Raw genomic sequence first — 22,153 nt, 5'->3', positions numbered from 1 at the left:
TTAGAGGTTGACTGAAAAGTTAACCTCTTTTACCATTTTAATGTGGGCAGTATACATAAACGGGAGGTAAGAAACATGACAAACGGTGAAAAAATTACAGTATCTAACGGTGTATTAAATGTTCCGAATCAGCCAATCATCCCTTACATTGAAGGAGACGGAATCGGTCCTGATATCTGGGCATCTGCATCCCGCGTTCTTGAAGCGGCGGTTGAAAAAGCTTACAGCGGCGAGAAAAAGATCGTCTGGAAAGAAGTTCTTGCAGGAGAAAAAGCGTTCAATGCTACAGGAAGCTGGCTGCCTGAAGAAACACTTGATACGATCCGCGAGTATATGATCGCGATCAAAGGACCTTTGACAACTCCAGTCGGAGGAGGAATCCGTTCTCTTAACGTAGCACTTCGCCAGGAACTGGACCTTTTCACTTGCCTTCGTCCAGTCCGCTATTTCACTGGTGTTCCTTCACCGGTTAAAAGACCTGAAGATACGGATATGGTCATCTTCCGCGAAAATACAGAGGATATTTATGCCGGTATTGAATATGCAAGCGGCTCAGATGAAGTGAAAAAGCTGATTGACTTCCTTCAAAACGAAATGGGCGTAAACAAAATCCGCTTCCCTGAAACATCTGGAATTGGAATCAAGCCTGTGTCTCAGGAAGGAACTTCCCGTCTTGTACGCGCAGCGATTCAATATGCGCTGGATCAGGGACGCAAATCCGTAACACTTGTACACAAAGGAAACATTATGAAATACACAGAAGGCGCGTTCAAAAATTGGGGCTACGAGCTTGCTGAGAAAGAATTCGGCGATAAAGTATTCACATGGGCTGAATATGACAGAATCGTAGAAAAAGACGGCAAGGACGCAGCAAACCATGCACAAAGTGAAGCAGAAGCAGCAGGGAAAATTATTGTGAAGGATTCGATTGCCGACATCTTCCTTCAGCAAATCCTTACACGTCCAAGCGAGTTTGATGTTGTGGCCACAATGAACCTGAATGGTGATTATATCTCCGACGCTCTTGCTGCACAAGTAGGCGGAATCGGTATCGCTCCTGGAGCGAACATTAACTATGAAACTGGACATGCTATTTTCGAAGCTACACATGGTACTGCTCCTAAATATGCCGGACTGGATAAAGTAAACCCTTCATCCGTTCTTCTTTCTGGCGTACTTATGCTTGAGCACCTTGGATGGAACGAAGCAGCAGAATTAGTCATTAAATCTGTGGAAAAAACCATTGCTTCTAAAGTTGTAACCTACGACTTTGCCCGTCTGATGGATGGCGCAACAGAAGTTAAATGTTCTCAATTCGGGGACGAGCTTATTAAAAACATGGGCTAATAGATTGATAAATTACAGGCAATGCTGATTCCGGCATTGCCTGGCTTTACATTCATTACCTTTTAACGGTCGGATTATTTTATCGTATGGGAGATGGAGAAAATGAACAAACGCAAAAAAATTTCTGTCATCGGGGCCGGCTTTACAGGAGCAACTACTGCTTTCCTTCTTGCAGCAAAAGAATTGGGCGATGTTGTACTTGTGGATATTCCGCAAATGGAAAACCCTACAAAGGGAAAAGCGCTTGATATGCTTGAGGCAGGTCCGGTTATGGGTTTTGATGCAAATATTACAGGAACGTCGAGCTATGAAGATACGGCTGGATCCGATGTAGTTGTCATTACTGCAGGAATTGCCAGAAAACCTGGAATGAGCAGAGACGATCTTGTGGCAACCAACGAAAAAATCATGAGAAGTGTTACAAAGGAAATTGCAAACTACTCTCCGGACTGTACAATTATCGTTTTGACAAATCCAGTCGATGCCATGACATACGCTGTCTTCACTGAATCCGGTTTTCCTAAGCACCGCGTAATCGGCCAGTCCGGTGTTCTTGATACAGCAAGGTTCCGTACATTCGTAGCACAAGAGCTGAACCTTTCTGTTAAGGATGTAACAGGATTCGTTCTTGGCGGCCATGGAGATGACATGGTCCCTCTTGTAAGATATTCCTATGCTGGCGGAATTCCATTGGAAACACTGATTCCTAAAGAACGTTTGGATGCCATAGTGGAAAGAACACGCAAAGGCGGCGGAGAAATTGTGAACCTTCTAGGAAACGGCAGTGCTTATTATGCTCCGGCTGCTTCCCTGGTTGAAATGACGGAAGCAATTGTAAAAGACCAGCGCCGTGTCATTCCGGCTATTGCTTATCTTGAAGGAGAATACGGGTACGATGGGATTTATCTTGGAGTTCCGGCAGTGCTTGGCAAAAATGGGTTAGAGCAGATTATCGAGCTTGAACTGACAGACGATGAAAAAGCGGCACTCAGCAAATCGGCTGAATCAGTAAAAAATGTTATGAAGGTTCTTGCTAATAACGAATAGAACGACACGGAAATTGGAGGAAACTCCAATTTCTTTTCATATGGGTTTGTTTCCGCTGATCTATTAAAGGAAATATCAGCGGGCAAGGCTACCATTTTAATGTAAGCGATTACTTTTAGGGGGTGCGATATAGATGGTTTTAGGAAAAAAACGAAAAATCGGGCGGCCGATTGAAGAGATAAATACAGGGGAGAAGCTGACCCTGACCGAAAAAATGGAGGATAAAGATTTGCTTTTGTACCTGGGGCTTACGAATGATGCCAATCCGCTTTACATCCAGCATGATTATGCATCCCTGACCCCATTCAAGAAACCGGTTGTTCCGACAATTATGCTTTCCGGATTTATTACCTCAGCTATTTCTAAGTATCTTCCAGGTCCCGGGAGCCATGTGACTAAACAGCATTTGGATTTTCATTTGCCTGTATATCATTACGAGGTGATTCAATTCTTTTTTGAAGTGAAAGACGTAGATGCAGAGCAGGGACGAATCCGAATTTCTGTAGAGGCATTTAATGATGCGGAGAAATTAGCAGCGAGCGGAATTCTTGAGGTCATTCCCCCTATCTATTCAGAAACCCAAGATGGACAGGCATTCGAAAATTTTTAACAGGTTTATCCAATGAGAACGGGCTGATTCAATTGAATCAGCCCGTTTTTAGGTTTTTTTATCTTATTTTCAATGAAATTGTCCTAAATATCTTTGGAAGTTGCCATCTTCCCCTTTTGTAGGAGCCGCTTCTTTGACTATAATAGAAGTAATGGCAAAGTGCCATTTAGGAAAATACGACTTGGAGGCCTTTATGAGTAAGAAGATACTAGTAGTGGATGATGAACATTCCATTTTAACTTTACTTCAATATAATCTCGAGCAATCAGGATATGAAGTAGTAACAGCTATGGATGGCAGTGAAGCACTCCACAAAGGGCTGACTGAATCTCCTGATTTAATGGTTCTTGACTTAATGCTTCCAAAGATGGACGGAATTGAAGTGTGCAAACAGCTTCGCCAGCAAAAGGTAATGGTGCCGATTTTGATGCTGACGGCAAAGGATGATGAGTTCGATAAGGTGCTGGGCCTCGAGCTTGGAGCAGACGATTACATGACCAAGCCGTTCAGTCCAAGGGAAGTTGTTGCAAGAATTAAAGCCATTTTAAGACGCACACAATTTTTAACGGAAACCGATACGAAGGAAGAAATGGAAACATCTGAAAAAATCGTCATCGGCGATTTGCGGATTCTGCCCGAGCATTATGAAGCCTACTACAGCCAGGAGCGTTTGGAGCTTACACCTAAAGAATTTGAACTTCTCGTATACCTTGCGCGCCATAAAGGAAGAGTGCTAACAAGGGATCAGCTCCTCAGCGCTGTGTGGAACTACGATTTTGCAGGAGATACCCGTATTGTGGATGTACATATTAGTCATTTAAGGGAAAAAATCGAACGTAATACGAAGAAGCCTCTTTATATAAAAACAATTCGCGGACTTGGCTACAAGCTTGAGGAGCCAAAGTCGGATGAATAAATTCCGCTCCCGCCTGCTATTTGCGCTCATTACCTTAATCATTGCCGTTTTAGTAGGGCTGGGATTGCTTCTTGGACAAATTTTTAATAGCTACTATGTCGATACGTTTAAAGAACGGATTGAGAAGGAAGCAAAGCTGACGGAATTGCTTATTTCTGAAGCAGGACTGGAATCAGAAAAAACAGCTTCTCTTTTGCAGCAGGCAAGCAAGGCTGCTCAAGCGCATATTTCCGTTATAAACAAAGAAGGCCGGGTCGTATATGATGCAGGGAGCCGCCACCCCAATGATGAGCAAATAGCGAAGAAAGCCTTTAACGATCTGAAAGAGAGCAAGGATGGCAAACGCTTAAACGGGCAGGCTGAAGGCCTGTATTATTATGCGATGGAAATAAAAGATAACAGCGGGAATACAGCCTGCTTAATTCTCAGCACTCCAATTGAATCGCTCAAACAGGTGAATCAGCAAATCTGGGGTCTTCTTGTGACGAGTCTTGGTCTCTCCCTCATTGTGATTCTGCTGCTTGGATTTAGAATCACTTCTCAGTATACGAAGCCGATCGAAAGTGCTACCAAAGTGGCTATGGAACTTGCGAAGGGGAACTACAAGGCCAGAACGTATGAAGACCATATGGACGAAACCGGCATGCTCAGCCAGTCAATCAACATACTGGCGAGAAACCTTCAGGATATGACCAGAGCGCAGGAGATGCAAAAGGACCGTTTGGAAACCCTTATTGAAAATATGGGGAGCGGCCTCATACTAATCGATGGCAGAGGCTACATTAACCTGGTAAACCGGGCATATAAAGAAACCTTTCATGCTGATGGGGAAAATTTTCTTTACCGCCTTTACTATGACGCATTTGAGCATAAAGAAATTGTAGATATTATTGAAGAGATTTTTATGACGGAAGTCAGGGTGAGAAAACAGCTGCAAGTCTCAATTGGAATTGACCGGCGCCATTTTGAAATTTACGGGGCTCCGATTATCGGAACCAATGATGAATGGAAAGGAATTGTTCTCGTATTCCATGATATTTCCGAGCTGAAGAAGCTTGAGCAGATGCGTAAGGACTTTGTGGCCAACGTATCTCATGAGCTGAAGACTCCGATTACATCCATTAAAGGATTTTCTGAAACGCTTTTGGACGGGGCCATGTCAGATCAGCAGACCCTCGAGTATTTTCTATCCATTATTTTAAAGGAAAGCGACCGGCTTCAAACCCTCATTCAGGATTTGCTCGATTTATCCAAAATTGAGCAGCAGGCGTTTAAATTAACCTTTAATGATTGTGATCTGCATGAAATTCTTGATGATATAGTGGCCATACTATCCAGTAAAGCTGAAGAGAAGGAAGTTTCGTTAACCGTTGACAGCGAAGCGCAGGTGATACCGGCAATTGGCGATATGTACAGGATTAAACAAATTTTTATTAATCTAATAAACAACGCATTAACGTATACTCCTAAAGGCGGGACTGTTCATATAACGTTAAGGAACGGGAAAGACCATGCGATTGTGACGATTTCAGATACAGGAATCGGGATTAGCGAAGATGAAATTCCGAGGATCTTTGAACGTTTCTACAGAGTGGATAAGGCAAGAAGCAGAAATTCCGGCGGAACTGGTCTAGGACTTGCGATTGTTAAGCATCTTGTGGAAGCACATAGAGGACAAATCAGTGTCAGCAGCAAAGTCGGGGAAGGGACTACCTTTACCGTTAAATTTAACAAACGGAAAATTACGGAATAGTTTACAATACCTTTACAAGGTATTTATTCTTACTTAACATATCCCTGATAATATAATAGATGAAAACCCCTTCATCCAAGGAGCCAATCTTTAGGACGAAAGCAAATCTGCTTTCGTCCCTTTTTTTTCAGCACTTTTAAACTTGTCTGTTGATTTCCGTTGCAGGCGTTCGCTTTCCGCGGGGCGGGCGGTGAGCCTCCTCGCCGCTTTGCGCCTGCGGGGTCTCACCTGACCCGCTGCTCCCGCAGGAGTCTCACGCCTTCCACTCCAATCAACTGTGTTAAAAATAAACATCATGCTTTACATAGCCTCTCTTTTCAAGTAAAGGGATTGATTTACTCCATACCCATCATGCTTATTTTTCCGCGACTATATCGTCATATATCCGGTTGGTTACTGGCGAATGCTTCTGTAACCCCTTAAGAGCGTGGTCAGCAACAAAGACTTCCAGCCGCAAAGAAAACCAACCGTTCTCACGGGTGGATTTTTTTATGTCCCTGAAAAAAGCATTCTTCCCACCTTTTTCTCAAATTTTCCATAATATGAAACTTCTAAGACACATAAACGTAAGTAAGGTATACAAAGAATGGCGGGGGGCAATAAGGATGACACTCAAACGATTGTATACACTGACAGGATTTGCTGCCGTAATCGTGATAGCGATTATTCTGGTCTTTACCACCTGGTTTACGGTTGACGAGTCAGATCAGGCGGTCATTATGACACTTGGAGAGGTTCAGGATACGGTTACGGAATCAGGCTTGCACGTAAAGTGGCCATGGCCAATTCAAAAGGTTGAGAAGCTTTCCAAAGAGACATTCAGTCTGCAATTTGGCTATGAGGAAAAAGATGGAGATGTGAAAGATTTCCCGGCAGAAACGAAAATGATTACGGGTGACGAGAACATCGTTCTTGCCGACATGGTGGTGCAATGGAAAATCTCTGATCCTAAGAAATTTTTATTCTCTTCAGAAGAACCGGAAGAAATCCTTTATGATTCCACCTCTTCCTCTTTAAGAAGCATCATTGGAAGCTCAAAAATAGATGACGCGCTTACTTCAGGTAAAGCGGACATTGAAAAGGAAGTGCAGGAGCTCTTAGGAGAATTGATGGCTAAATATGATATTGGGATTTCGATTCTGGCGGTTAAGCTGCAGGATGTGGATTTGCCGAATGAGGAAGTCAGAAAATCGTTTACGAATGTAACGGACGCCAGGGAAACAATGAACACAAAAATCAATGAAGCGAAGAAATATGAAAATCAAAAAAGAGAAGAAGCACTTGGAGAGAAGGATGCCATCATTTCTAAAGCCCAGGGGGATAAAACCGCACGTATTCAAAAAGCGATTGGCGAAACATCTAAATTCAACGCATTATTCGCTGAATACAAAAACGCCAAAGAACTTACTCAAAAGCGTTTAATTCTTGAGACGATCGACCAGGTTTTGCCGAACGCCCAAATTTATATCATGAAGGATGACGGCAATACGATGAAATATTTGCCGCTCATCGATCCTTCCAAAGGTGCACAAAATCCAGCTCAGCCAGCCGCACCGAAAGCTTCAGAAGAAGGGAGTGGCAGCAAAGATGGCCAATGAAAACATCGTAAATTTTAAAGAGAAAATTCCCGGCGGCTATTCAAAATATATCCGTTTCGGATTGTTCCTGATCCTTTGTGCTTTGCTTCTAATTGTCCTATTCTCCAGCATTTTTATTGTGCAGGAAAATGAATACAAAGTGGTCCGTCAGTTCGGAGAAGTGGTGAACATTATTGAAAAACCGGGTCTTCATGCAAAAGTTCCTTTAGTCCAAAGTGTTTCTTCTCTCCCAAAATACCAGATGACCTACGACGTTAAAGAAGCTGAAATCAATACAAGGGATAAAAAACGCATGATTATCGACAATTATGCCGTCTGGAAAATTAAAGACCCGAAAAAACTCATTTCCAATGCCCGCAATATGGTGAACGCTGAAGCGAAAATGGCGGAGTTCGTTTTTTCTTCCATTCGTTCCGAATTGGGGCAGCTGAATTACGATGAGATCATTAACGATGAAAAATCCTCAAGGGGAAGCTTGAATGATAAAGTGACCGCGCTTGTGAATGACTCACTTGAACGGGATCAATATGGAATTGTTGTAACGGACGTAAGAATTAAAAGAACCGACCTTCCTGAAGCCAATGAAAAGTCGGTCTATACGAGAATGATTTCAGAACGGGATTCAACTGCGCAGGAATACCTTTCAAAGGGAGATGCGGACAAAAACAGAATAACTGCCAATGCAGATAAATTAGTGAAGGAAACTCTCGCAAAGGCTGAGTCGGATGCAGATGTCATCAGAGGACAGGGGGAACAGGAAGCAGCAAAAATCTACAACAAAGCTTATTCGGCCGACACGGGATTTTATGGGCTGTACCGCACATTGGAGTCCTATAAGAAAACCATTGACGGAGAAACCGTCATCATCCTTCCATTTGATTCTCCATATGCTCAAACCCTGCTCGGGCAAACAAACTGAATAGAAAGCCGCCATTTTTCTTTCTCTGTTAACTCATGATAGAATATGAGGAAGAATAGGACGGCTTTTTTGCTGTTGAAATATTTCAAAGCGCTTGCGCTTTAAGGAGGAAGAACGTTGGCCAGTAAAAAATTAGTCCTGATTGACGGGAACAGCATTGCTTACCGGGCTTTTTTCGCATTGCCTCTGCTGAATAACGACAAAGGTGTACATACGAATGCCATTTATGGCTTCACCATGATTTTGATGAGAATTTTAGAGGAAGAGCAGCCTACTCATATGCTAGTGGCGTTCGACGCAGGCAAGACAACCTTCAGACATAAAACGTATTCAGAATATAAGGGTGGCAGACAAAAGACTCCACCGGAGCTCTCAGAGCAGTTTCCATTTATTCACGAATTGCTTGATGTTTATAAAATTCCCCGCTATCAGCTGGAGAATTATGAGGCTGATGACATTATCGGTACGCTCTCGAAGCATGCTGAGAAAGATGGCTTTGACGTGAAAATCATTTCAGGGGACAAGGACTTGACCCAGCTCGCAAGTGAGCATGTAACGATTTCCATTACGAAAAAAGGGATTACAGAGGTTGATTCCTATACTCCTGAATTTGTAAAAGAAAAGTACGGCCTGACACCTGATCAGATTATCGATATGAAGGGTCTAATGGGCGACAGTTCGGATAATATTCCAGGGGTACAGGGAATTGGCGAGAAAACAGCCATTAAACTTCTAAAAGAGTACGGTACGGTTGAAAACGTACTTGAGTCGCTTGATCAGCTGAAAGGAAAGCTGAAAGAGCGTCTGGAAACTCATCGCGATGATGCAATCATGAGCAAGGAGCTCGCAACGATAAACCGCGATACCCCCATTACAATTTCTCTCGATGACATTCTATACAGCGGATATAATCCGCAGGAAGTACTCCCTGTTTTCAGAGAGCTTGGCTTTAAGACATTGATTGATAAATTCGATACGGGCTCTGAAACGGATGAACCGGAAGAAATTGAAGATTTGCCATTCACTGCTGCAGAGGAAATAACAGATGAGATGCTTGTGGATGATTCCATTTTCGTTGTTGAGGTATGGAATGAAAATTATCACCGCAGCGACATCGCTGGTTTTGCCATTATTAACGAAAACGGCCGTTTTTATCTTCCTTATGGACTGGCTATGGATTCCGACCCCTTCAGGAAATGGGCGGAAGATGAGCACATGAGGAAAACGGTTTTTGACGCTAAGAGATCGATCGTCGCCATGAAGTGGAAAGGCATTGAACTTGCCGGGGTGGATTTTGATGTGCTTCTGGCTTCTTATATTCTGGATGCCTCTCAAACAGTTGAAGATGTAGCTGGAATCGCCAAGATGAAGGGAATTACCGGAGCAAAAACGGATGAATCTGTTTACAGCAAAGGAGCAAAGCGAAAACTTCCGGAGGATGAAATTCTTGCCGACCATCTTGTCCGTAAAGGTGAAGCGCTCAGCAAACTCAGCAAAATCCTGGAGAAAGAGCTTCGTGAAAATGATCAGTACGAGCTTTATCATGATCTGGAAATGCCGCTTGCGATTATTCTCGGAAAGATGGAAGCGATCGGTGTAAAAGTGGATGTAAATAAGCTGAAGGAAATGGGTGCGGACTTGGGTCAGCAGCTGCAGGCGCTTGAAAACAAAATCCATGGTCTTGCAGGAGAGTCCTTCAATATTAATTCACCTAAGCAGCTCGGGGTCATTTTGTTCGAAAAATTGGGCTTGCCCCCTGTGAAAAAAACGAAAACAGGCTATTCCACATCAGCGGACGTTCTTGAAAAGCTTGCCGACCGGCATGAAATTGTGGAGCAGATCCTTTTATACAGGCAGCTTGGCAAGCTTCAATCCACTTATATCGAAGGACTTTTAAAAGTGGTTCATGAGGACACCCATAAAGTTCATACACGGTTTAATCAGGCTCTGACCCAAACAGGCCGTCTTAGCTCGACAGACCCGAATCTTCAAAACATACCCATCCGTCTTGAAGAAGGCCGGAAAATCCGTGAGGCATTCGTTCCGTCAAAAGAAGGCTGGGTGATCTTTGCTGCCGATTACTCCCAGATCGAACTGAGAGTTCTGGCGCATATTGCTCAGGATAAAAACCTGATGGAAGCGTTCCGTAATGACATGGACGTTCATACGAAGACTGCCATGGATGTTTTCCATGTAGAAATGGACGAAGTGACCTCGAATATGAGGCGGCAGGCAAAAGCCGTAAACTTCGGCATTGTATACGGAATCAGTGATTACGGACTTTCTCAAAGCTTAGGCATCACAAGAAAAGAAGCAGCTGAATTTATCAGCCGTTATTTAGAAAGCTTTGATGGGGTTAAAGAGTATATGGATGACATTGTTAGAGATGCAAAGCAAAAAGGCTACGTTTCCACCCTGCTGCAGCGCAGACGCTATTTGCCCGAAATCACAAGCCGTAATTTTAACCTTCGCAGCTTTGCAGAGCGGACGGCAATGAATACACCCATTCAAGGGAGTGCAGCCGATATCATTAAAAAAGCGATGATTGATATGGCGAGAGAGCTTGAAGAACAAGAACTTCAGTCCAATCTCCTTCTCCAGGTGCACGATGAACTGATTTTTGAAGCGCCTCCTGAAGAGATTGAAATTCTAAAAAAATTAGTTCCGCAGGTCATGGAGCATGCAGTTGAGCTGGATGTTCCATTAAAAGTGGATTATGCCTACGGAGATTCCTGGTATGATGCAAAGTAGCAAAAGGATGTGTGAATGTGCCTGAACTACCGGAAGTAGAAACCGTCAGAAGAACCCTTTCTGAACTAATAATAGGGAAGTCCATCGCGGAAATCGAAGTTCGCTGGCCGAAGATGATTAAACGGCCGGATGATGTTCTTCAATTTCAGGATGCGTTAAAGGGACAAACGATTCAGGATATAGGAAGAAGAGGGAAATTTCTTATGTTTTCACTGGATGATTATGTCCTGGTGTCACACCTTCGAATGGAAGGGAAGTATGGGCTTTACCAGGATGGGGAAGAGGCAGGAAAGCATACACACGTAATTTTCCGCTTCAGTGACGGCACCCATTTGAGATATGATGACGTAAGGAAATTCGGAACGATGCATCTTTTTGAAAAAGGAACAGAGCAGCTGGATCTTCCTTTATCCCAGCTTGGTCCTGAACCCTTTTCGAATGAGTTTTCACGAGACTATTTAGCTGAAAAGCTTTCACGGACAAATCGGATGATCAAAGTCGTGCTCCTAGATCAGCGCATCGTGACCGGCCTCGGCAATATATATGTGGATGAAGCATTGTTCAGAGCAGGTGTTCATCCTGACAAACCAGCTAAAGAATTGTCAATTGAGGAAATAAACGTTCTAAGGGACAAAATTATTGCAACGCTAAATGAAGCGGTGGAGCAAGGCGGAAGCACCATTCGCTCTTATCTCAATTCCCAAGGGAAAATGGGGATGTTCCAGCTGAAGCTTTACGTTTATGGAAGAAAAGGGGAGCCGTGCAAACAATGCGGAACTCCTATTGAGAAGAAAACGACCGGCGGGAGAGGCACTCATTACTGTCCGAACTGCCAGCCGCTTGACGCGGGGGTCAGTGCCGATGCTTAATCCTTTCATTTCAACACGTCACTTTTGATGGGCAAATGTCATATAATGCACGAGAACCGAACGGAAGGGGCCCGTGCCTTATATGACATCCATTTCACTTTTTATTATGGCTTTTGCCATAAGTCTGGACAGTTTTTCTGTCGGATTCAGCTATGGACTGAAGAAAATGAAAATCCCGATAAAATCACTGCTCATTATTGCTTTATGCTCTGCTTTTAGTTTGCTTGCGGCCATGCTGCTTGGCCATTTGCTCAGCTCATTTATTGATCCGGAATGGACGAAAAGAATGGGCGGGATCATTTTGATCGGAATCGGAGCATGGGTGCTATACCAATTTTTCAGGCCTTCCAAAGACCTTACTAGAGAAGAACGGGAAAAAACACTTTTTAACCTGGAAATCAAATCGCTGGGAATTGTCATCCACATATTGAAAAGACCATCAACAGCTGATTTGGATGGCTCCGGCCATATTGCCGGGATAGAAGCGCTGCTGCTGGGGACTGCTTTGTCTTTGGATGCATTTGGTGCCGGCTTCGGGGCTGCATTGCTTGGGTTTTCGCCTTATGTTATGAGTGTGACAGCTGCCGTAATGAGTTCCGTCTTTCTGCTTGCCGGCATCAAATCAGGCCATCTGTTCTCAAAATGGTCATGGATTGAAAAATTCAGCTGTCTTCCCGGGATTCTCTTAATCTTTGTTGGATTTTGGAAGCTATAAGGGAGACGATTTAAATGACACTAGTAATTGGCTTAACGGGAGGGATTGCCAGCGGTAAAAGCACCGTTTCCTCCCTATTGAAGGAGCTGGGCTTCCCGATTGTCGATGCAGATGTAATTGCAAAAGAAGCCGTCGATCAAGGGAAACCTGCCTATAGCAAAATTGCTGAAGTATTCGGGCATCGTGTTTTGCAGCCTGATGGTGCGATTGACAGAGCGCAGCTTGGAAGTGAAATTTTTGCTGATCCTGAAAAAAGAAAGATGCTAAATGAGATTGTTCATCCGGAGGTCAGAAAAGAAATGATCCGCCAGCGGGATGAATCTATTCAGCAAGGCAGCAAAGCGGTCATTCTGGACATTCCGCTTCTTTTTGAAAGCAAACTCACCCATTTTGCTGACAAGAGTCTTCTAGTTTATGTGACCCCCGAAACTCAGCTGGAGCGTTTGATGAAAAGAAACGGCTATACCCAGAAAGAAGCTCAGCAGCGGATTGATTCGCAAATGCCGCTCGATGAAAAGAAATCACTTGCAGATGAAGTGCTCGATAACAATGGAACAAGGGAAGAGACGGAAATTCAGCTTCTCGGGATACTTAGAAAATGGAAGATCAGCGAGTAACAGAAAGGACTGTCTAAATAGTCCTGCTGAAAGGAAAGGTATTATAAATGCAACCCTCGGGACGCTGTTATTGAGCATTCCGGGGGTTGTATTTTTGTAATAGGTATATAGAACAATTATGGTTAGGCTGAGTGGAGCGGAAGATTCTTGACTCTGCGGGACCAGCGGAACAGGTGAGATCCCACAGTCGCCAAGGATAAGCAAGCAAACTGGATTGGAAATCTGCCAAAACCAAACGAATCTCGAACAGAGGAGGCAGCTTAGAAACATGCTTTCTGGACAGCCCTCTTTTACCTTTTAACCAATTGTGCATCTTATAACCCGGACTATTCCAATAAAAACAATGAAAAATATAGAAAATTAGTCGTTTTCATCTTTCCAAAAACCTCGAATGTGATATACTAATTACATAATTAACACTTCTAGTATAACACAAAGGCGGAAGGGGTCATTTAATATGAACGTAAATGTAGCCATAAACGGGTTTGGAAGAATCGGAAGGATGGTATTTCGCAAGGCGATTATGGGTGAAGATTTTCGTATTGCTGCAATCAATGCAAGCTATCCGGCCGAAACTCTTGCACATCTGATTAAATATGATACAAATCACGGGAAATTCGATGGAGACGTTATTCCAGCTGGTGATCACTTAATTGTAAACGGTCACAAAATTCTTCTGCTTAATAATCGGGATCCCAAAATGCTCCCTTGGAAGGATCTGGATGTTGATATAGTAATTGAGGCTACAGGAAAATTCAATTCAAAGGAAAAAGCGATGGATCACATTGCTGCCGGTGCAAAGAAGGTTGTCCTGACCGCTCCGGGTAAAGATGAGGACGTTACGATTGTGATGGGTGTCAATGAACATATGCTGAAAGAGGAGCATCAAATTATTTCAAATGCATCCTGCACAACTAACTGCCTTGCCCCGGTTGTAAAGGTTCTGGACGAACAATTCGGAATTGAGAACGGGCTGATGACGACAGTCCATGCCTATACAAATGATCAGAAGAATATAGATAATCCGCACAAAGATTTAAGACGTGCCCGGTCGTGTGCACAATCCATTATTCCAACAACAACCGGAGCAGCAAAAGCCCTTTCGCTTGTCCTTCCCCACTTGAAAGGGAAGCTTCATGGAATGGCACTTCGCGTTCCGACACCTAATGTCTCTCTTGTCGACCTTGTTGTTGATTTAAAACGCGAAGTAACGGCCAGTGAAATCAACGAAGCTTTTGCAAATGCTGCTTCCGGCTCGATGGAGGGCATTATCCGGTTTACAGCGGAGCCTTTAGTTTCAGTCGATTTTAATACAGATCCGCATTCCGCTATTATTGATGGGCTTTCAACGATTGTCATCGAAGGGAAAAAAGTAAAGGTTCTGGCCTGGTATGATAATGAATGGGGTTATTCCTGCAGAGTTGTTGATTTGGTGAATCTGGCTGCTGTAAGTTTAAGAAAGCCATTAAATGTATAATCTTCTTTCTTGAAGGCTTGGCGATTTTTCGCTAAGCTTTTTTTATAGGCAAAATAAATGCTGTTTTGCCATTAGATGCTGCACGATGTTACTGCGAAAGGGGTTAGAAATCTTAAAGGATCTAATTGTGTATAAAATGTTCTCAATTTCAGGAAAATATTTTTTCGTGAAGTGTGTTGCAAAAACTATTCAAAGGAAGTATACTATTTTTCGTGAACTTCTTGAGAGCAAGGTGTTGTGGCTACTTAAAGGGTTAGGACCTCTTAGGACTAACTTTCCCCCGTGGTAGTATGGCATGCCAATGTGCGGAGAATTTCATTCAATGCCAAATATGAATAAGGGGGATCCATGACTATGGAAACAATGGGACGACACGTAATCTCAGAACTATGGGGCTGTGATTTCGATAAGTTGAACGACATGGATTATATTGAAAAAACGTTTGTTAATGCTGCTTTAAAGTCTGGTGCAGAAGTTAGAGAGGTAGCTTTTCATAAATTTGCTCCACAAGGTGTGAGCGGGGTTGTCATTATTTCTGAATCCCACCTAACCATTCACAGTTTTCCTGAACATGGGTATGCGAGTATTGACGTATACACATGCGGAGATTTAAATCCGAATATTGCTGCCGACTACATTGCTGAGGCACTTAGTGCACAAACACGTGAGAATATCGAAATTCCACGCGGCATGGGACCTGTTCAAGTAAAACAGTCTCAAGCAAAAGCTCAGTAATTTTGAAGTTTGATAATGTCATTGGGTAAAGAGGTGTGAAGATTCATTCACACCTCTTTTGATTATCCGGAAAAAACAGTATGATAGAGATAAATACATATAACACCCATTCAGGGTGTTGCAGAGGAGAAGAAGATCTTTGAGTCTATTAAAAAAAGTTCAAGCTTTCTTTTCAGCACATAGCGAAACAGCTGAGACGCATCAAGATCCTGAATTGAGAAGCCGCTACTATAAAGCAACGGCAAAAAAAGCAATGGAAGCCGTACAGGCTGCAGCAGCTGTCAGAGGCGGCTGTAAAGTTACATCCGTTTCAGAGGAGCGCGGGGAAATCAGTGTGCAGATTCAAAAACCTAAATCTGCTCTTTTGGTAGCAACAGTCATCTCTGTAAGACCATTTGAGACGGCCATTGATTTTTCCGTTTCATCCGACACGGCTCTTCCGACAGATTTCGGCTATAGCAGAAAGGTCATTCTGGAGTTTCAGCAGAAATTAGACAGTGAATTAAAATTTGTCGGATCCGGACTGAATTCAGGCAAATAAAGAAACGATAGATCATATAGGGCATAGCCCGGTTACCATGCATGGATTGGAGCTGTTAATAAAACATGAAGTGTCCTACTTGTCATAATCAGGGTACACGGGTGCTTGATTCCCGACCGGTTGAAGAAGGCAAAGCCATCCGGAGGAGACGAGAGTGCGAAGAATGCCAATACCGGTTTACCACATTTGAAAAAGTGGAAGAGATCCCGCTGATTGTGGTAAAAAAGGAAGGGACGCGCGAAGAATTCAGCAGAGAAAAAATGCTGCGCGGTCTGATTAAAGCATGTGAAAAGAGACCTGTTCCCCTGACAAAGCTTGAGGAAATCGTCCAGGATATTGAAAAAGAATTAAGAAACAATGGCGTTTCAGAAGTGAAAAGCGATAGTGTTGGAGAAATGGTCATGGATCGCCTTGCACAGGTGGATGAAGTCGCTTATGTCCGCTTCGCTTCTGTATACAGACAATTCAAGGATATTAATGTTTTTATAGATGAGTTAAAGGAATTGATTAAGAGGGAAAGCAATTAGGAGTACGGATCATTGATACTTCCGGCTCCTTTTCCCCATCGCTATTCTTATAAATGGGGAGGCAATCGGAGTGAAGGATTATCATTGGAAGGAACTAATTCCGGGTGACAGGTACCGGGCGAGAAGCCAGGGCATCCTCCAGGAATACGACCGGAAGCTTGTAACTATGCTTTATCAGCCGCTTCTCGGTACGGCTGCTCTTGGTTTATATATGACCTTGTGGGCAGAGCTTGAACAGGACCGGGTATGGGGAAAGGAACATCCCCACCACCGCTTGATGACATTGACTCAAATGAATTTAAAAAGCTTTTATTCTGAACGGATTAAGCTTGAAGGAATTGGCTTGCTGACTTCCTATTTTCAAGAAATGGACGGCAGCCGCATGTTCATCTATGAGATTCAGCCTCCTCTTAAACCGGATGCATTTTTTAACGATGGAATGCTGAATATTTATTTATATAATCGGGTTGGACATACAACCTATATGCAGCTTAAACAATACTTCACGGATGAAGAACGCGGTACTGCTGAAAATGTGACCCGATCGTTTGATGAGGTATTTCAGTCCCTTCAGCCGAGCGAGATGACGATGACGCAAGGCGATGAAGGACCCGGCGATGAAAGAGAATACATCGGAGAAACAGACGGGAATGAGCCGAACCTCTCACCATCCGTGTTTGACTTTGATTTGCTGTTTGAAGGGCTGTCAGAATCGGTTATCTCTAAAAAATCAATTACGGAGCCTGTCAAGGAAACCATTGTGAAGCTGTCCTACGTGTATGGAATTGATCCGATCAATATGAAAAACCTGCTCATGGATTCGCTTCAGCCGGATGAATCCATTGACAGGGAATGGCTTCGCAAGAGTGCCAGAGAGTGGTACGATTTTCAATATGGCAAAAAAACGCCGAAACTCGTTGAGATCAATAAAATTCAGCCGGTTATGCAGCGGACCGTCCTTGAAAACAAAGAGCTGACGAAGGAACAGATGATTATCCGCCAGCTTGAAACGATATCCCCTTATCAATTTATGAAGGATCTGTATGAAGGAGCGGAACCGACGCTTGCGGATATGCAGATTATTGAAGAAGTTATGATTGGGCAAAAGCTAATGCCGGGTGTTGCAAATGTGCTCATTTACTATGTAATGCTGCGTGCCGATATGAAACTGTCGAAGGGGTTCGTTCAGACAATAGCCGGTCATTGGGCCAGGAAAAAGGTTTCGACAGTGGAAGGCGCCATGCAGCTTGCCAAGAAAGAGCATAAGAAATACCTGGAATGGGCTGGAGGCAAAAATAAACCTGCATCTTCATCCAGGAGGAAGCCGGTCAGAAGTGAAATGCTTCCGGATTGGCTGAAAGATCAGGAAAATGAGCAGAAGCCGGATCAAGAAGTTTCAGTTAATCCTGATGCCGGTCAGCAGGCAGCTCTCGAAGAGGAAAAGCAGAAAATGGCAGAATGGATTAAAAATTATAAAAATCCGTCAAAATCAGAATCCTGAATCCGGATAAGAGGTGAACATGAATGGAGCCGATTGGAAAATCGATGAAAAACGTTACAAACAGGCCTGACTTTAAAAAAAGGCTGAGCTCCTTAAAAGAGGAGGTTTTGGCTAATCCTGATATACAGGCATTCATTTCTGCAAACAGCAGCAAAATTGATGAGGCAGTTATTGAGATAAGCTTAAATAAACTTTATGAATACACCCAGCAAAGCATTGAGTGCAGAGATTGCCCGAGCCTCGGCGAATGCAAAAACCTCTTGCAGGGCTATCACCCCGAGCTGGTTCTGCAAGGGAAAACCATCGATCTCCAATATGATCAATGTCCAACAAAGGTTGTTTCCGACCAAAGAAAAAAACATGAGTCTTTGATTAAGAGCTTATATATTCCTAAGGATGTTCTCGCAGCCCAGTTTCAGGATATTGAATTTGACGATCATAGCCGTGTTAAAGTTTTTGGGCTGATTAAAGAATTTATGGAAGCTGCTGATCAAAAGAAAAGACAAAAAGGCATTTACCTTCATGGTGCCTTCGGAGTAGGGAAGACGTATATTATGGGTGCGATCGCAAATGAACTTGCCCATAAAAACATTCCCTCCATGCTCGTGTATTTGCCGGAATTTATGAGAGAGTTGAAAAACTCCATTCAGGATTCCACGCTGGATGAAAAAATGGATGCCGTAAAAAAGGTAAAAGTGCTGATGCTTGATGATATTGGAGCCGAGTCCATGTCCAGCTGGACAAGAGATGAAATTCTTGGCGTGCTTTTGCAATACCGAATGACGGAAAACCTCCCAACCTTTTTTACTTCAAATTTTGATTTGAAGGAGCTTGAACATCATCTCTCTTATACCCAAAGAGGAGAAGAGGAGAAAGTCAAAGCAGCCCGTATTATCGAAAGAATGAAATACCTGGCCACACCCGTTAAGCTTGAAGGTGCGAACCGCCGCCAGTAAAAACTGTCCATACCGGGCAGTTTTTTTGTACTCTAATTCCATGCAAATTTGGAAAAACCCCTTCTAAACATCATCCGCACTCCATATACATAAAGCAGATGTTCGCTATGGGGGGGACAAACTTTGCTTGAGATTTTCTTTGAATCCGAAAAAGATGCACATTCACTATATTTGTGGCTGCACAGCAGGCCGGATAAAGCCGGGGTGTCCGTCCGGCATGGAAAGCCGGGATATGTGGAAGCCGAGCAGGATCATAAGGGACAAGGGTTTCAAACCTTTCTCGTTCCTGCACTTGCGGAATACATTGCGGAAAAAGTAGAAAATTCCTTTATCATTTCCATCATTCAAAACCAATTTTATTTCACAGATGAAGATGAACAGCAGCAGATCCTCAGCATTGCCCATTCCATTATGGAAGGGGAACGGACAGAAATCCCAAACCTTCAGAAGTTTTCGGATAAAAAGGCCTGCATTGAAGAGGCTCTCACCCAGTTTATTAAACCTGAACTCAGCTTCTCCTTTGAATCGTTCGTCCATTTCCGGCTTCATCATTATTTAAAGCGGCTCACTAAATATGCAGAGGCCGCCATTGAAGAATATAAGCTTGAACAGGAGTATCAGAACTTTATCCAGGTGCTAAGGGATTACTTGCTCCAAAAGCTTTCGGCCTTGCCGGAAATCCATGTGTTCCATCGCAGGCATTTTCTGCTGTTTACGGAGGATTACAGGGAATTAACGGATTCAGAGCTGCGGAGGATGACAGACAAAAACCTGCTTTTCCATCATCCGCTGTATATTGACACAGCTCTGCTTGCACCGCTTGTAAGCATTGCACCGGAAAGAATTTTTCTTTATACAGATGAACCGGATCACGGGATGGTGCAGACGATTCAAAATGTATTTCAGGAACGGGTCATCCTGCATCCGGAAGTTTTGTTTTATTTGAAATCAAAAAAAATCCCTTAAAGCTTCTTGATTTCTTTACAGAAAAAGTCTATAATCGAATCAAATTCAACCACAATCAGTTTCGATGAGGATATGAGGATGCGTGAATGGTTTTCAGAGAGAAAAGGCACTGGCTGAAACCTTTTTAACCGGCAAGGCACACCTTACCCCCTCTGAACTTCAGTCGTGAACAGGTGCGTCCTCACTAATGACTGACGGGCTTTCCCGTTACAGATGTTAGAGCCGAGCAAAGGTTTATTTAAATCTTGCCGGGAACTAGGGTGGAACCACGATGAAGCTTTGTATAATTCTGTATACATAACTCGTCCCTTTTACAGGGGCGGGTTTTTTATTTTTCCAAAAACAAAAGGAGTGATCAGGATGTCTGAAGCAATACACATTACATTTCCAGACGGAGCAGTGAAGGAGTTTGTGAAAGGTACGACAACCGAAGACATAGCGGCATCCATCAGCCCGGGTCTTAAAAAGAAGTCTTTAGCAGGAAAGCTTGACGGTGCTCTTATTGATCTGCGTACACCTATTCAGGAGAACGGGACGATTGAAATCGTCACTCAGGACTCTCCTGATGCACTTGAAATTCTGCGCCACAGCTCGGCCCACTTGCTTGCTCAAGCAATCAAGAGACTATATGGAGAAGTGAAGCTTGGCGTAGGTCCGGTTATTGAAAACGGATTTTACTATGATATCGACATGGAAGAGTCCATTTCTTCAGAAGATCTTCCTAAAATTGAAAAAGAAATGCAAAAAATCATTAATGAAAATATTGAGATTGTCCGTAAAGAGGTTTCAAGAAACGAAGCGCAAAAACGTTTTGAAGAAATCGGCGATGAACTGAAGCTTGAGCTGCTTGAAGCGATTCCGGCGGATGAAACAGTGACCATTTATGAGCAGGGTGAATTTTTTGACCTATGCCGCGGTGTCCATGTGCCTTCCACTGGAAAACTTAAGGAATTTAAGCTTTTGAGCGTAGCGGGAGCTTACTGGAGAGGCGACAGCAACAATAAAATGCTGCAGCGCATCTATGGAACAGCCTTCTTCAAGAAAGCAGATCTGGAAGAACACATGCGAATTCTTGAGGAAGCGAAAGAGCGCGATCACCGTAAACTTGGCAAGGAATTGAGCTTGTTTACAAATTCTCAAAAAGTCGGCCAGGGTCTGCCGATGTGGCTTCCAAAAGGAGCAACAATCCGCCGGATTATTGAACGCTATATTGTCGATAAAGAAGTCCGCTTAGGCTACGATCACGTTTACACACCAGTAATGGGAAGCGTAGATTTATATAAAACTTCCGGTCACTGGGATCACTATCAGGACGATATGTTCCCTGTGATGAGCATGGATAATGAGGATCTGGTTCTTCGTCCGATGAACTGCCCGCATCACATGATGATTTATAAGCATGATATTCACAGCTACCGTGAACTTCCGATCCGGATTGCAGAGCTTGGAACGATGCACCGCTATGAAATGTCTGGAGCTCTGTCAGGCCTTCAGCGTGTTAGAGGAATGACATTGAACGATGCTCATATCTTCGTTCGTCCTGACCAGATCAAGGAAGAGTTCATCCGTGTTGTCCGTCTTGTGGAAGAAGTCTATAAAGATTTCGGTCTTGAAAATTATTCTTTCCGTCTTTCTTACAGAGATCCGGAGGATAAAGAGAAGTACTTTGATGACGATGCGATGTGGGAAAAAGCGCAAAGCATGCTTAAAGAAGCGATGGATGATCTTGGACATGATTACTTTGAAGCAGAAGGAGAAGCGGCCTTCTACGGTCCGAAGCTCGATGTGCAGGTAAGAACGGCTCTTGGCAAGGATGAGACTCTCTCAACTGTCCAGCTTGACTTCCTCCTGCCTGAACGGTTTGACCTGAACTATGTAGGGGAAGACGGCAAGCAGCACCGCCCGGTTGTGATCCACCGCGGAGTCGTATCCACAATGGAACGTTTTGTTGCCTTCCTAATTGAAGAATACAAAGGTGCCTTCCCGACTTGGCTTGCACCTGTTCAAGTGCAAATTCTCCCTGTATCACCGACTGTGCATTTAGATTATGCGAAAAAGGTACAGGAGCAGCTGCAGGCACTGGGTCTTCGCACAGAACTTGATACACGCGATGAAAAAATGGGCTATAAAATCCGTGAAGCACAAATTCAAAAGATTCCTTACATGCTTGTCCTTGGAGACAATGAAGCAGCAGAAGACGCAGTGAATGTCCGTAAATACGGAGAGCAGAAATCAGAAACGATCCCTTATGCACAGTTTGCTGAAATGATTTCTAAAGAAGTCAACAGGTAATCGTACGGGATCATTT

At 43.5% G+C, this 22,153-nt stretch carries 19 protein-coding genes; all 19 read left to right on the top strand.

Going from position 1 to position 22,153, the window contains the following annotated elements; translation table 11 throughout:
- Positions 1-51: 51 nt before the first annotated feature.
- The 19 genes from icd to thrS all read left to right on the top strand — a co-directional run bounded on the left by icd (position 52) and on the right by thrS (position 22,137).
- Positions 52-1,347: an NADP-dependent isocitrate dehydrogenase gene (icd, locus tag WCV65_RS15005; RefSeq protein WP_269449385.1), complete on the top strand. Its 1,296-nt coding sequence runs from the start codon at positions 52-54 to the stop codon at positions 1,345-1,347.
- 102 nt (positions 1,348-1,449) lie between these two features.
- Positions 1,450-2,394, top strand: a complete 945-nt coding sequence (mdh, locus tag WCV65_RS15000; protein WP_035413597.1) for a malate dehydrogenase — start codon at positions 1,450-1,452, stop codon at positions 2,392-2,394.
- 133 nt (positions 2,395-2,527) lie between these two features.
- Entirely contained in the window at positions 2,528-3,004 is a 477-nt protein-coding gene (locus WCV65_RS14995; protein ID WP_035413596.1) for a MaoC/PaaZ C-terminal domain-containing protein, read from the top strand.
- Positions 3,005-3,197: 193 nt separating this feature from the next.
- Positions 3,198-3,920 carry a response regulator transcription factor gene (locus WCV65_RS14990; RefSeq protein ID WP_035413594.1) on the top strand — a complete coding sequence of 241 codons (723 nt, stop codon included), beginning with the start codon at positions 3,198-3,200 and terminating at the stop codon, positions 3,918-3,920.
- Positions 3,913-5,673 (top strand): ATP-binding protein, encoded by a 1,761-nt coding sequence (locus WCV65_RS14985; RefSeq protein WP_035413592.1) that lies wholly within the window; start codon positions 3,913-3,915, stop codon positions 5,671-5,673. The genes WCV65_RS14990 and WCV65_RS14985 overlap by 8 nt, the downstream gene beginning before the upstream one ends.
- Before the next feature lie 605 nt (positions 5,674-6,278).
- Complete coding sequence (gene hflK, locus WCV65_RS14980) at positions 6,279-7,271, top strand: FtsH protease activity modulator HflK (RefSeq protein ID WP_338777551.1); 993 nt, start codon at positions 6,279-6,281, stop codon at positions 7,269-7,271.
- On the top strand, positions 7,261-8,190 hold the full coding sequence (locus WCV65_RS14975) for a protease modulator HflC (protein WP_035410947.1): 930 nt from the start codon (positions 7,261-7,263) through the stop codon (positions 8,188-8,190). Before hflK ends, WCV65_RS14975 begins: the two co-directional genes overlap by 11 nt.
- Positions 8,191-8,307: 117 nt before the next feature.
- A complete protein-coding gene (gene polA, locus WCV65_RS14970) occupies positions 8,308-10,941 on the top strand; it encodes a DNA polymerase I (RefSeq protein ID WP_338777548.1) in 2,634 nt (877 codons plus the stop codon).
- A 17-nt stretch (positions 10,942-10,958) separates the two neighbouring features.
- Complete coding sequence (gene mutM, locus WCV65_RS14965) at positions 10,959-11,810, top strand: DNA-formamidopyrimidine glycosylase (RefSeq protein WP_338777546.1); 852 nt, start codon at positions 10,959-10,961, stop codon at positions 11,808-11,810.
- A gap of 82 nt (positions 11,811-11,892) precedes the next feature.
- Entirely contained in the window at positions 11,893-12,525 is a 633-nt protein-coding gene (gene ytaF / locus WCV65_RS14960; RefSeq protein ID WP_211559739.1) for a sporulation membrane protein YtaF, read from the top strand.
- Positions 12,526-12,539: 14 nt separating this feature from the next.
- Positions 12,540-13,142 carry a dephospho-CoA kinase gene (gene coaE / locus WCV65_RS14955; RefSeq protein WP_338777542.1) on the top strand — a complete coding sequence of 201 codons (603 nt, stop codon included), beginning with the start codon at positions 12,540-12,542 and terminating at the stop codon, positions 13,140-13,142.
- A gap of 457 nt (positions 13,143-13,599) precedes the next feature.
- Positions 13,600-14,619, top strand: coding sequence for a glyceraldehyde-3-phosphate dehydrogenase (locus WCV65_RS14950; protein WP_035410932.1), 1,020 nt, complete (start codon positions 13,600-13,602; stop codon positions 14,617-14,619).
- Positions 14,620-14,973: 354 nt separating this feature from the next.
- On the top strand, positions 14,974-15,354 hold the full coding sequence (gene speD, locus WCV65_RS14945) for an adenosylmethionine decarboxylase (protein ID WP_035410928.1): 381 nt from the start codon (positions 14,974-14,976) through the stop codon (positions 15,352-15,354).
- Between the two features lie 139 nt (positions 15,355-15,493).
- Positions 15,494-15,895, top strand: coding sequence for a cytosolic protein (locus tag WCV65_RS14940; protein WP_338777540.1), 402 nt, complete (start codon positions 15,494-15,496; stop codon positions 15,893-15,895).
- Between the two features lie 65 nt (positions 15,896-15,960).
- Positions 15,961-16,422, top strand: coding sequence for a transcriptional regulator NrdR (nrdR, locus tag WCV65_RS14935; protein ID WP_035410924.1), 462 nt, complete (start codon positions 15,961-15,963; stop codon positions 16,420-16,422).
- Positions 16,423-16,492: 70 nt separating this feature from the next.
- Positions 16,493-17,923, top strand: a complete 1,431-nt coding sequence (locus tag WCV65_RS14930; RefSeq protein ID WP_338777537.1) for a DnaD domain protein — start codon at positions 16,493-16,495, stop codon at positions 17,921-17,923.
- Between the two features lie 23 nt (positions 17,924-17,946).
- On the top strand, positions 17,947-18,879 hold the full coding sequence (gene dnaI / locus WCV65_RS14925; RefSeq protein WP_338777535.1) for a primosomal protein DnaI: 933 nt from the start codon (positions 17,947-17,949) through the stop codon (positions 18,877-18,879).
- 123 nt (positions 18,880-19,002) lie between these two features.
- Entirely contained in the window at positions 19,003-19,845 is an 843-nt protein-coding gene (gene ytxC, locus WCV65_RS14920) for a putative sporulation protein YtxC (RefSeq protein WP_338777533.1), read from the top strand.
- A gap of 360 nt (positions 19,846-20,205) precedes the next feature.
- The gene (thrS, locus tag WCV65_RS14915; RefSeq protein ID WP_338777530.1) at positions 20,206-22,137 is read left to right on the top strand and encodes a threonine--tRNA ligase; all 1,932 of its coding nucleotides are present in this window, start codon (positions 20,206-20,208) and stop codon (positions 22,135-22,137) included.
- Positions 22,138-22,153: the final 16 nt, after the last annotated feature.

The organism is Metabacillus sp. FJAT-52054, assembly GCF_037201815.1.
Classification (GTDB): domain Bacteria; phylum Bacillota; class Bacilli; order Bacillales; family Bacillaceae; genus Metabacillus_B; species Metabacillus_B sediminis.
The sequence above is the reverse complement of the archived record's forward strand: the minus strand, read 5'-3'. Positions and strand labels throughout refer to the sequence as shown.

Excerpts from the sequence above, each read along its gene's own strand:
- mdh (WP_035413597.1), top strand. The coding sequence starts at position 1,450 with ATGAACAAACGCAAAAAAATTTCTGTCATCGGGGCCGGCTTTACAGGA.
- WCV65_RS14995 (WP_035413596.1), top strand. The coding sequence starts at position 2,528 with ATGGTTTTAGGAAAAAAACGAAAAATCGGGCGGCCGATTGAAGAGATA.
- WCV65_RS14990 (WP_035413594.1), top strand. The coding sequence starts at position 3,198 with ATGAGTAAGAAGATACTAGTAGTGGATGATGAACATTCCATTTTAACT.
- WCV65_RS14985 (WP_035413592.1), top strand. The coding sequence starts at position 3,913 with ATGAATAAATTCCGCTCCCGCCTGCTATTTGCGCTCATTACCTTAATC.
- hflK (WP_338777551.1), top strand. The coding sequence starts at position 6,279 with ATGACACTCAAACGATTGTATACACTGACAGGATTTGCTGCCGTAATC.
- WCV65_RS14975 (WP_035410947.1), top strand. The coding sequence starts at position 7,261 with ATGGCCAATGAAAACATCGTAAATTTTAAAGAGAAAATTCCCGGCGGC.
- ytaF (WP_211559739.1), top strand. The coding sequence starts at position 11,893 with ATGACATCCATTTCACTTTTTATTATGGCTTTTGCCATAAGTCTGGAC.
- coaE (WP_338777542.1), top strand. The coding sequence starts at position 12,540 with ATGACACTAGTAATTGGCTTAACGGGAGGGATTGCCAGCGGTAAAAGC.
- WCV65_RS14950 (WP_035410932.1), top strand. The coding sequence starts at position 13,600 with ATGAACGTAAATGTAGCCATAAACGGGTTTGGAAGAATCGGAAGGATG.
- speD (WP_035410928.1), top strand. The coding sequence starts at position 14,974 with ATGGAAACAATGGGACGACACGTAATCTCAGAACTATGGGGCTGTGAT.
- nrdR (WP_035410924.1), top strand. The coding sequence starts at position 15,961 with ATGAAGTGTCCTACTTGTCATAATCAGGGTACACGGGTGCTTGATTCC.
- dnaI (WP_338777535.1), top strand. The coding sequence starts at position 17,947 with ATGGAGCCGATTGGAAAATCGATGAAAAACGTTACAAACAGGCCTGAC.
- thrS (WP_338777530.1), top strand. The coding sequence starts at position 20,206 with ATGTCTGAAGCAATACACATTACATTTCCAGACGGAGCAGTGAAGGAG.